This is a genomic window from Streptomyces sudanensis, assembly GCF_023614315.1.
GTDB lineage: Bacteria > Actinomycetota > Actinomycetes > Streptomycetales > Streptomycetaceae > Streptomyces > Streptomyces sudanensis.
On sequence record NZ_CP095474.1, the window covers coordinates 4,380,616 to 4,391,066 of the forward strand.

A 10,451-nucleotide genomic window follows, 5' to 3' on the forward strand; every position below is an offset into this window, starting at 1 on the left:
GGGCACGGGCCCCACAGGAGGTAGATGTTGAAGCACCGACGCATACCCAAGAGGCGCGCGGCCCTCGCCGGAGGAGCCGTCGTGGCTCTGCTGGGAGCAGCCGTCACTTTCCAGACTGCGAACGCCAGCGACGAGGTGCCACAGTTCGAGGCCAAGACCCTGTCGGCCACCGCGGCCGGAAAGCTCGCCTCTTCGCTCGACGCCCGACTCGGCGACGGTGACATCGCCGGCGCGTACTACAAGGTCGAGTCCCGCACCCTCGTGGTGAACGTCGTCGACGAGGCCGCGGCGGACACCGTCCGGCGCGCCGGCGGCGAGGCCCGGGTCGTCGAGCACTCCCTGGCCGAGCTGAAGTCGGCACGGGAGACGCTGAAGGACCGGGCGACCATCCCCGGCACCTCATGGGCCGTCGACCCGGTCACCAACAAGGTCGTCGTCACCGCCGACCGCACCGTCAAGGGCGAGGCGTGGGAGAAGCTCTCCCAGGTCGTCAAGAGCCTCGACGACAAGGCGGAGCTGAAGCGCGCCGCCGGCACGTTCACGCCGTTCGCCTCGGGTGGTGACGCCATCCACACCAGTGGCGGCCGCTGCTCCCTCGGCTTCAACGTCGTCAAGGACGGCCAGCCGCACTTCCTCACCGCCGGCCACTGCGGCGGCACCGGCTCCAAGTGGTCGGACAAGCAGGGCGGCGAGCCGGTCGGCACGATGGTCGACTCGCAGTTCCCCGGCAACGACTACGCGCTGGTCAAGTACGACCGCGAGGTCGACCACCCGAGCGCCGTCAACCTGTACAACGGCAGCGCCCAGCAGATCGCCCGCGCGGCCGAGGCCACCGTGGGCATGAAGGTCACCCGCAGCGGCTCCACGACGCAGGTGCACGAGGGCGAGGTCACCGGCCTCGACGCCACCGTCAACTACGGCAACGGCCAGATCGTCGAGGGTCTGATCCAGACCACCGTCTGCGCCGAGCCCGGCGACAGCGGCGGCTCCCTCTTCTCCGGCGACGCGGCCGTCGGCCTGACCTCCGGCGGCAGCGGCGACTGCACGTCCGGCGGCGTCACCTTCTTCCAGCCCGTCACCGAGGCGCTCACCGAGTACGGCGCGCAGATCGGCTGACCCCGTACCGGCCGACCCCGGTACGACAGGCGGACAGGCCCCCCGGCCCCGGTGCTCCCGGAGCCGGGGGGCTTCGCGCGTGAGCCCGCGCGGGCCCGCACCCCGCCCTCTGCGGGCGCCCCCGCGGACCGTCCCGCTACGGCTCCGCCCACCACCGCGGGCCGCCGCCCCGGCGGGCCAGGGCCTCCAGCGCGTCCAGCGCCGCCACCGCGCGGGCCGCGGCGCGCGGGTCCCGCTCCGCCAGGCCGCTCGCCGCGAACTCGTCCTCGTCCAGCCGCAGTACGAGGCTCCGGTCGGCCGACACCCACAGGTCCAGGTCCAGGTCCTCCACGACCACCCGGGCGTCCGCGACCTCGGCGGGCCGGGTGACGTCGCAGTACCAGCCCTTCAGCGTGCCGTCCCCGGCCCGCACCTCCTTCACGGAGTACCACAGGTCCCGTCCGTAGTGCTCCGTGAACACGTCGCCGGGCTCGAACCGCACGAAGCCGAAGTCCCGCGCCCCCTCGCCCGCCCAGGCGGCGCGGACCGTCAGCACGGCGCCGTCGTCGGACACGACCTCCGCCGGATAGCGGATCTTCGTGCGCCCCGCCTTGACGATGACGACCTCAACCGAGCGCGCGGACATGGCGCACCTCCGTGGCGCAGACCCGGTAGCCGAGCCGGGCGTTGACGGCGAGCATCGGGGCGTTCGCGCCGTCGTTGCTCGTGTACGCGTCGGTGTAGCCGGCGGCGCGGGCGCGGCGCAGCGAGTCCGTCTTGGCCAGCCGGGCCAGGCCGCGGCCGCGGTGGGCCCGCAGGGTCCCGGTCATGCCGGAGACGTAGCGGGAACCGCCGTCGGTGTAGGCGGCTGTGTAGGCGGCCACCCGGCCGTCCACCGTGACGACCGTGGACAGCCGGCGGTCGAACAGCGGGTTGTTCCAGGTGTGGGCCACCCAGTCGGCGAAGTCGTCGAGGGTGGTGGCGATGTCGCTGGGCTCGTCGGACGTGGCCTCCGCGTCCGCCTCGAACATCGGCCGCGGGTCGTCCTCGTAGTCGGCGGCCGTGCGCAGCGCGACCCCGGGCGGGAGCCCGCCGGGTGGTTCGGGGAGGGCGGCGCCCGCCAGGTCCAGGTGCTGGAAGTGCGCGGTCCTGGTGGGGCGGTAACCGCGCCCGCGGGCGAACGCCAGGCTCCGCGGGTCGTCCCGCGCCCAGGAGTAGACGGACACGGCGCCGTGGGCCGCGAGGTGCTCCTCGGCGGCGCGCAGCAGCAGGCCGCCCGCGCCGCGGCCGCGGCGGTCGGGGTGGACGTTCGGGGTGGCGTACGCCTGGCCGGGCTCGTCGCTGTCGTACGCGATGCCCGCGTAGGCGGTCCCGAGGATCTCGCCGTCCTCCTCGGCCACGAGCAGGCGGAGCCTCTTCGCCGGGTTGGCGGTCTCGACGTCGAAGAGGACCGAGCGCGGGGTCACCGCCAGGAACGGCACGGTGGCGCGGCGGGACCGGGCCACGGCCTCGGCGTCCTCGGGGCGGAAGTCACGGATGATGATGGGCACGGAGGGCCACGGTACGGGCCTTCCGGCGCCGGCCGCCTCCCATTTCCGCGCCGTGGGGGAGAATCGGCCCGTGACCCTGAAGCTCTCCGTCGACGCCGGCGCACCGACCGCCCCGTACGAACAACTGCGCGCCCAGATCTCCGAGCAGGCCCGCTCCGGACGGCTCCCGGTCGGCCACCGGCTGCCCACCGTGCGGGGCCTGGCGGAGGAGCTGGGCCTCGCCGCGAACACGGTCGCCAAGGCCTACCGGGCGCTGGAGGCGGACGGCGTGGTCGAGACCCGGGGCCGCGCCGGCACGTTCGTCGCCGCGGCCGGCGACGCCGCCGGGCGCCGCGCCGCCGCGGCGGCCGCCGCCTACGCCCGGGAGGCACACCGCCTGGGACTGACCGCCGCCGAGGCCCGCTCGGCGGTGGCGGAGGCGCTGCGCGCGGCGTACGGCGAGTGAGGCGGGCGGCCGTGCCGGAGTGAGCCGCACGCCCCCTACAGGTACAGTCCCGCGCCCGCGTTCCGCGGTTCCGGGAGGGCGGTGGGGCCGGAGCCGCGCCGCAGGGCGTACAGCTCGGCGAGGGTGGCGCCGTCCCGGCCGACGTCCCCCTCCCCGCCCAGCCAGGCGACCGCCTCGGCACGGGTCAGCGGCCCGACCTCGATGCGGGCCAGGCACCGTCCGGGCCGGACGACCGCCGGGTGCAGCCGCTCCAGGTCCTCGTTGGTGGTGACGCCGACGAGGACGTTGCGGCCCTGCCCCAGCAGCCCGTCCGTCAGGTTCAGCAGCCGGGACAGGGCCTGCCCCGCCGTGTGCTTGGCCTCGCCGCGGATCAGCTCGTCGCAGTCCTCCAGGAGCAGCAGCCGCCACCGGCTCCGCCCGGTGCCGTCGTCCTCGCCGATCGCGATGTCCATCAGGTAGCCGATGTCCCCGAACAACCGCTCCGGGTCGAGGACGCAGTCCACCTGGCACCAGTTCCGCCATTCGCGGGCGAGCGTGCGCAGCGCGGACGTCTTGCCCGTACCGGGCGGACCGTGCAGGAGCAGCAGCCGGCCCGTGACGTCCCCGGGGGTGACCCCCATCAACCGGTCCAGCGCGTCCGCGACGGGCGCCGTGTAGTTGGACCGCACGTCGGCCCAGGCGCCGGCGGCGATCTGGCGGGTCGTCCGGTGCGGGCCGCGCCGCGGCGACAGGTACCAGAAGCCCATGGCGACGTCACCGGGGCGCGGTTCCGGCTCGTCCAGGGCGCCGTCCGTCGCCTGGTCCAGGACCCGTTCGGCCAGGCCGTCGTCGACGGCGGTGACCGTGACGTCGGCGCCCCGGTTCCACCGGGACACCAGCAGCGTCCAGCCCTCGCCCTCCGCGAGGACGGCGCTGCGGTCGTCGGCGCGGGCGGACCGCAGCACCGTCGCGCCCGGCGGGAGCAGCGTCGAACCGGGTCTGACCCGGTCGAGGCTGCGGCTGCGCGAATGCGGTTGCTCGCCGGTCGCGAAGCGGCCGAGGAACAGTGCGTCGACCACGTCGGAGGGGGAGTCGCTGTCGTCGACGGTGAGCCGGATCGGCAGGGCGTCCTGCGGGTTGGCTGACATGGGCCCATGATCCGGCACCCCGGCCGGGACCGCACCGGTTTTCGGCCCCGCCGCGCCGCCCGCCGCGTCCGTACCGCCCCGCGGAGGCGGTACGGACGGAGGAAAGTTGACCGTCGTACGGGTGAAGGGCCGGTGTGCCGCAGGGGAGTGGGCAACCGCCGCGGCGTTCCGATACGAGGGCGCCCGGCGGGACGTGCGGGAAAAATGTGCTGGTCAGTCAAGTGCGAGGACGCCCGGAGGAGTTGGGGGGAGGGTGCGGGAAGCGGCGTGGGGCGCCGCCCCGGGTTGCGGGGCGCGCGGGCGGCCGCCGTCGCGGCTATTGGCATGACCACGTCTCGCTGCTACCAAAGGGCAGGCCGACATCCTGCAACAGGGGGTTCCATGAAAACGTCCCGCATCGCCGCGCTCGTGTCCTCGTTCTTCCTCGGCGCCGCCCTCACACTCACCGGAGCGGGGGCCGCGCAGGCCGACTCCTCCGCCCTCGCCGTCGACTACGTGGCCCTCGGGGACTCCTACTCCTCCGGCGTCGGAGCGGGTGCCTACGACAGCGCCAGCGGCACCTGCCTGCGCACCCCCCGCGCCTACCCCGCCCTCTGGGCGGCCGCCAACGCCCCCTCGTCGTTCGCCTTCACCGCCTGCTCGGGCGCGAGAACGACCGACGTGACGGCCAATCAGCTCGGCCCCCTCAACAGCGGGACGGACCTCGTCTCCCTGACCGTCGGCGGCAACGACGCGGGCTTCGCCGACGTCATGACCACCTGCGTCACGCAGTCCGAGGCCACCTGCATCCAGCGCGTCAACACGGCCAAGAGCTACGTCGACACGACGCTGCCCGGCCGCCTCGACACCGTCTACCGCGCCATCCGGGGCAAGGCCCCGTCCGCCCGGGTCGTCGTCCTCGGCTACCCCCGCTTCTACCAGCTCAACGGCACCTGCATCGCCGGGCTGACCGAGAACGAGCGCAGCGCCATCAACGGCGCCGCCGACCACCTCAACGCCGCCATCGCCAGGCGGGCCGCCGGCCACGGATTCGTCTTCGGCAGCGTCGTCCCGACCTTCACCGGCCACGAGATCTGCTCCGGCGCGTCGTGGCTGCACAGCGTCAACTGGCTCAACATGACCGAGTCGTACCACCCGACGGCCGCGGGCCAGTCCGGCGGCTACCTCCCGGTCCTCAGGAACGCCGCCTAGGCGCTGCTCCGCCGCCCGTCGCCGCGACGGATCCCGGCACACCGCCCCGCCCGGCCGGCGCCTTCGGAGTCCCGGCGCCGGCCGGACGGCGACGGGCCGTCGAGGAGCTCCACCCGCCGGGGCGCGCGCCGCCCGGCGCCGCGACCGGGCGGACGCGGAGGGTCACCGCCAACCCCCTTGTCCGGACGGCGAGTCGCGACACCGGGATACACGGCCGCAAGGCGGGGACGATAGGGTTAGCGTTGGCCCGGGCCGGGTGCCCTTGTACGGGTGGGGAGTGTTCATGGAACAGATAGCAATGCGCAGCAGGGCACGTGTGCCCGCCATCACCTGCGGGAGCAGCGCGGCCAGTTCGCGTCTCGACCGCCACCTCTCCGTGCTCGGCGGTCCCGCCGTACCGCAGCGGGAGACGGCCGAGGCGACCTCCCTGATGCTGGAGCTGACGACGCGCGACGCCGCACGCAGGCACCGCAGCAAGAGCGCACGCGTCTCGCTCCTCGCGCCGCTGAGCCGGCTGCGCCGCTCGCTCTTCGGCAACCACGGCTGAGACGGCCCCGACCACGCGCGGAACCCGGCCGGGCGGTCCGTACGACGGCGCCCGCGCGGGGCGGCTCCCACCCAGCCGTTCCCCGACGGGACCGCANCCCGCCCCTCGACTCCACCCGCACCGGCCGCCCCACGAGCCCTCGCCCTTCCGGCGCCGAAGCGCCCCCTCCCGAGCCACCGGGGGCGCACGCGGCGCCGCACCCGTGCGCCTCCCGGCCCCGGCGCGCGCCGACGGGGCCCGGCCGCGCTCCCGGCGGGCCCGCGGAGCGCCCGGCGGGCGCCCACCCGCCGCGGATGCCGGGCCGCGGTGGCCGGGAGGGCGTCATCGGCCCTTGAGGATGCGCCCGTCCTCCTCCTCCGCCTGCCGCCGGTAGTCCTCGGCGGCCTCGGGGTCACTGAGGTCCCCGGCGATCTCGGCGAGCTGCCACAGCACTTGAGCGGTGTGGGCCCGCAGGTGGTGCCGGCGGGCGAGGGCCAGGGAGTGCAGGAGGTGCTCGCGTGCCTCGGCCAGGTGGCCGGTGCGGCGCAGCTCCCGGCCGTGGACGCCGGCCATCCAGGCGCGCCACAACTGGTACTGGTCGGCCGGTGCCAGGGCGAGGGAGCGGGCGAAGTGGTCGGCGGCCTCCTCCAGCCGGTGCTCCGCCAGGGCGAGCCGGGCCCGCCGGTAGTGGGCCGGCATGCCGGGAGGGCAGACGCCCGCCTCGACCGCCGACGTGAGGGCGCGCAGGTGCACGTGGTCGGCCCGTTCCAGGCGGCCGAGGCGCGCCTGGGCGTTGCCGAGCATCATCAGCACCTGCGCGTTGGTGGCGTGCTGCGCGTGGTGACGCAGCAGCGCGGCCGCCACGGCGAGGTGCCGCCCCCCTTCGGGCAGCCGTCCGGTCTCCGCGTACAGGCGGCCCAGCGCGGCGTGCAGCCGGGCGCGCGCCACGGGCACGGCGGTGTCCCCGGGCCGGGAGCCGGCCGGGTCGGGCGGGTCCCCGACGGCTCGCAGGGCCCGTTCCAGCACCGGTGTCCAGCCGCCGTGCGGGCGCCACACGACGAGCGGCCACAGCAGCGCGGGCAGCAGCCAGGCCCGCCGGCGGTCCTCCGCGTCGGGGGAGGCGCCGGCCGCGGCGGCGAGGGCGAGGGTGGCGGCGGCCAGGAGGTTCTCGTGTTCGGCGCCGTACCAGTGGAGCGCCTGGGCGCTGTCGTCGAAGCGCGGCCCCCGGGGCTCCGCGCCGGTGCGCGCGGGCAGGGGGACCGGCGGGTCCCCGCTGGGGTCCACCACCGCCACCGCGTGCCGCAGGGTGCGGGCGTAGTGGTCGAGGAGGCGGCGCCGCGTGGCGTCGGCCTCGGCGGTGTCGTCCCTTCCCGCGTCGCGGGCGAACAGGCGCACCAGGTCGTGCAGGACGTAGCGGCCGGGCCGTTCCTCGTGGACCAGGTGGGCGGCGCCCAGCCGGTCCAGGCTCTCGCCCGCTTCCGTGCGGGGGAGGCCGACGAGGGCGGCGGCCGTCCAGTCGTCGAAGTCGCGGCCGGGGAAACGGCCCAGGGCGTGGAACATCGCGGTGTCCCGTGCCGTCAGCCGGGCGACGGAGATCCCGAGGGTCGCCGCCACCGACATGTCCTCGGCCCGCAGGAGGAGGAGGCGCTGCTGCTCGTCGGCGAGTTCGTCGGCCATGACGCGCAGGGGCAGGGAGGGGCGGGCCCGCAGGCGGGCCGCGGTGATCCGCAGGGCGAGGGGCAGCCCGTCGCACAACCGGGCCAGGCGGTGCGCTTCGGCTTCCTCACCCGCCACGCGGGCCTCGCCGAGGACGGCCCTCAGCAGCGCGACCCCCGTGCGGGCGGGGAACTCCCGCAACCGCAGGGACTCGGCGCCCTCCGTGACGACCAGTCCGTCGAGGCGGTTGCGGCTGGTGACCAGTGTCGTGCAGTGGCGGCCGGCGGGGAGCAGCGGCCGTACCTGCGCGGAGTCGCGCGCGTTGTCCAGTACGACGAGCAACCGGCGGTCCGCGACCCGGGAACGGTACAGCGCCGCCGCGGCCTGGGGGGTGTCCGGCACGCGGGGCGCCGGGACGCCCAGGGCGTGGAGGAACATGCGCAGCACCTGCATCCCGTCGGCCTCGCCGTTCGCGCTGAAGCCGCGCAGGTCGGCGAAGAGGCACCCGTCGGGGTGACGGGCGGCGTGCAGGTGCGCCCAGCGCAGCGCCAGCGACGTCTTGCCGACACCGGCCGGGCCGGTGACGAGGACGACGGGCGGCGCCCAGGCGTCCGGGTCGTCCGCGGGGCCGGTCGTCAGGGCGGTGAGGCGCCGCAGCTCCGGTGCGCGCCCGATGAACCCGGCCGGGGGCCGGGGCAGCAGGTCGGGTCTCCCGCCCGGGGCGGTGCGCGCCGCGGGCGNGGGCGCCGGACGCCGGGCTTCCGGGGGGTAGGGGCGGGCGGCGCCGGGGGCCGGCGCGGTCCAGGCGCCGCCCGCCCGGTGGGAAGGGCCCAGCAGGTCGGCGTACACGCCGCGCAGGGCGGGTCCGGGCTCGACGCCCAGCTCCTCCTTGAGCAGCCGGCGGGTGCGGTGGAACGCCTCGATCGCCGAGGACCGCTGCCCGCAGGCCGCCATGGCCTCCAGCAGCACGGCGAGGAGGCTCTCGCGCAGGGGGTGCGCGGCGGCCTCCGGGTGCAGCAGGGCCACCGCCTCGGGGGCGCTGCGTGACCGCAGCAGCGCCGTCCCCAGGTTCTCGACGGCCGTCAGACGGGCGTCTTCCAGGGCCTGCGCCGCGGCGGCGAGCACACGGGTGCCCGCCGTGCCGGCGAGCGCCGCCCCGTGCCACAGGCCGAGTGCGCGGCGCAGCAGCGCGGCGGCGCCGGCCGCGTCCGCCTCACGGGCCTGCGCGGTCAGGGCGGCGAACCGGTGGCTGTCGACGTGTTCGCCCGGCGCCCGCAGTTCGTACCCTCCGCCGAGGGTCGCCAGTTCGATCCCCCACGCGGGCGCGCCCGCCTCCGCCAGCGCGGCGCGGATCCGCGATATGTGCCCCTGTACGACGGTACGGCTGTGGCGCGGCGGCTCCTCGTCCCACAGGGCGCCGGTCAACAGGTCGGGGCTGACCGTCCGGTTGACGTGGAGCAGGAGCACGGCGAGCACGCCGGCGCGCTTCCCCGGACCGGTCAGCACCCGGCCACCGGCCGTCCGCAGCCCCACGGGGCCGAGCAGCGTGAACATCGGGATGGTGCCGTCCGCGGACGCACCCGGCGTCCGGCTCCCCTCGCGGGGAGGGACCGCCGGCCGGATGCCCGCGGCCTTTCCGTCTGCGCTCGTCACGGGTCCGCCGTCTCCTCGTCCTGTGCCACTGCCGGCGGGAGGCGACGACATGCGGCGGGCGGGCCCGCCTCCCGGCCGGGCGTCCCGCCCGAGGCGTCGCCCGGCGCCGCCCTCGCCGCCTCCGTGAGGGCCGCACCGGCACCGTACGGGGCGTGACAGCGAGAGGTTACCGAGACGTTAGCGCCGACGGCGAGAGTGGCCCGAGAAACCCGCCCCCGGAACGAACGGGGGCCGCTCCACCCGGAAAGGCACCTCACATGCCCGGCAAGCACACCCGCAAGGCAGTCGTCACGGCAATGGGCCTCGCGGCCGTGTTGTCGCTCACCGCGTGCAACGGCGAGGAGAACATCGGCGCCGGCACGCCGACCGCGCCCTCGGCGTCCGTCGGCGGTGCGACCGGCTCCACCACGTCCGGTTCGGGCGGCGGTTCCTCCGCCGGTCCGGACACCTCCGGCTCCTCCGCCGGTTCGGACACCTCCGGTTCGGGCGGCTCCGGCTCCGACTCGGGCGGTTCCTCCGGAGGTTCCTCCTCGGGCGGTTCCCCCTCCGGCCGTGCCGACGGGGGCGGCGGCTCCGACTCCGACGGCACGACGGGCATCTGCCGCACCCGGGGGCTGCGGATCGACGCCGTCGACAACTCCACCGACGACGAGGCGGGCGTCGTCACCGTCAGCCTCAGGAACAGCGGATCCGGCCCCTGCAGGATCAGCGGCTACGCGGGCGTCGACCTGAGGACGAGCGACGGGGACACCCTGTCCGCGGACCGCAACGGCGACGCGGCCCCCTCCACCGTCCTCGCCGTCGGCGAGACCGCCGCGTTCAACATCCACTATCCGAAGAACAATTCGGGCGGCACCGGCGTCCGCCCCACCACGATCGTCGTCACCGCCCCCGACGACACCACCCAGGCCACCGTCCCCTGGCCCGGGGGATCGCTCCCCGTCACCGGCGACCCGGGCGACGGCGGCAGCCTGGAGATCAGCCCCGTGGGCAAGGTCGGCTGACCCCGCGGACCGGCGTGCGGGGAGCCGGAAGGGCCGGAAGGGGGCGGGGACACCGTCCCGCCGCGCCGCCCGGCCCCGCGGGCCGACGCCCGCGAGGCGCCCCCCGGCACCCGGCGGGCCGTGACCCCGTCGCACGGCCGTACCCCGGTGGACCGGTGCGCCGGAACGGGCGCCCCGGACCCTCCCGCGCCCGCGTCCTCCTCT

The 10,451-nt window shown here is 76.1% G+C and carries 8 protein-coding genes and 1 pseudogene; 5 read left to right on the forward strand and 4 right to left on the reverse strand.

The window, feature by feature from the left end:
- The first annotated feature begins 27 nt into the window (after nt 1–27).
- Nucleotides 28–1,116 carry a S1 family peptidase gene (locus MW084_RS20240; protein ID WP_039829465.1) on the forward strand — a complete coding sequence of 363 codons (1,089 nt, stop codon included), beginning with the start codon at nt 28–30 and terminating at the stop codon, nt 1,114–1,116.
- A 136-nt stretch (nt 1,117–1,252) separates the two neighbouring features.
- Here the strand turns inward: MW084_RS20240 and MW084_RS20245 are convergent, their stop codons facing one another.
- Both MW084_RS20245 and MW084_RS20250 read right to left on the reverse strand, forming a co-directional pair.
- Nucleotides 1,253–1,741 (reverse strand): ribonuclease FAU-1 family protein, encoded by a 489-nt coding sequence (locus MW084_RS20245; RefSeq protein WP_010471413.1) that lies wholly within the window; start codon nt 1,739–1,741, stop codon nt 1,253–1,255.
- On the reverse strand, nt 1,722–2,645 hold the full coding sequence (locus tag MW084_RS20250) for a GNAT family N-acetyltransferase (protein ID WP_010471415.1): 924 nt from the start codon (nt 2,643–2,645) through the stop codon (nt 1,722–1,724). Before MW084_RS20250 ends, MW084_RS20245 begins: the two co-directional genes overlap by 20 nt.
- Before the next feature lie 70 nt (nt 2,646–2,715).
- Here MW084_RS20250 and MW084_RS20255 point away from each other — a divergent pair, with 70 nt between their 5' ends.
- Nucleotides 2,716–3,090 carry a GntR family transcriptional regulator gene (locus tag MW084_RS20255; protein ID WP_010471417.1) on the forward strand — a complete coding sequence of 125 codons (375 nt, stop codon included), beginning with the start codon at nt 2,716–2,718 and terminating at the stop codon, nt 3,088–3,090.
- 35 nt (nt 3,091–3,125) lie between these two features.
- Here the strand turns inward: MW084_RS20255 and MW084_RS20260 are convergent, their stop codons facing one another.
- On the reverse strand, nt 3,126–4,217 hold the full coding sequence (locus MW084_RS20260; RefSeq protein ID WP_010471420.1) for a DUF5925 domain-containing protein: 1,092 nt from the start codon (nt 4,215–4,217) through the stop codon (nt 3,126–3,128).
- A gap of 381 nt (nt 4,218–4,598) precedes the next feature.
- Between MW084_RS20260 and MW084_RS20265 the strand changes: the two genes are divergently transcribed.
- Together MW084_RS20265 and MW084_RS20270 are read left to right on the forward strand one after the other, a co-directional pair.
- Complete coding sequence (locus MW084_RS20265; protein ID WP_010471421.1) at nt 4,599–5,408, forward strand: SGNH/GDSL hydrolase family protein; 810 nt, start codon at nt 4,599–4,601, stop codon at nt 5,406–5,408.
- Nucleotides 5,409–5,691: 283 nt separating this feature from the next.
- A complete protein-coding gene (locus MW084_RS20270; RefSeq protein ID WP_078571771.1) occupies nt 5,692–5,955 on the forward strand; it encodes a hypothetical protein in 264 nt (87 codons plus the stop codon).
- A gap of 2,376 nt (nt 5,956–8,331) precedes the next feature.
- Here MW084_RS20270 and MW084_RS24655 read toward each other — a convergent pair.
- Nucleotides 8,332–9,294 (reverse strand): annotated as a pseudogene (locus MW084_RS24655) (AfsR/SARP family transcriptional regulator); the annotation flags it as partial.
- A gap of 206 nt (nt 9,295–9,500) precedes the next feature.
- Between MW084_RS24655 and MW084_RS20275 the strand changes: the two are divergent.
- Nucleotides 9,501–10,247 carry a DUF4232 domain-containing protein gene (locus tag MW084_RS20275; RefSeq protein WP_010471427.1) on the forward strand — a complete coding sequence of 249 codons (747 nt, stop codon included), beginning with the start codon at nt 9,501–9,503 and terminating at the stop codon, nt 10,245–10,247.
- Nucleotides 10,248–10,451 lie beyond the last annotated feature (204 nt).

Bases quoted from the DNA above. Each gene is read 5' to 3' on its own strand.
- MW084_RS20270 (WP_078571771.1), top strand. From the start codon at position 5,692: ATGGAACAGATAGCAATGCGCAGCAGGGCACGTGTGCCCGCCATCACC.
- MW084_RS20275 (WP_010471427.1), top strand. From the start codon at position 9,501: ATGCCCGGCAAGCACACCCGCAAGGCAGTCGTCACGGCAATGGGCCTC.
- MW084_RS20265 (WP_010471421.1), top strand. From the start codon at position 4,599: ATGAAAACGTCCCGCATCGCCGCGCTCGTGTCCTCGTTCTTCCTCGGC.
- MW084_RS20245 (WP_010471413.1), bottom strand. From the start codon at position 1,741: ATGTCCGCGCGCTCGGTTGAGGTCGTCATCGTCAAGGCGGGGCGCACG.
- MW084_RS20260 (WP_010471420.1), bottom strand. From the start codon at position 4,217: ATGTCAGCCAACCCGCAGGACGCCCTGCCGATCCGGCTCACCGTCGAC.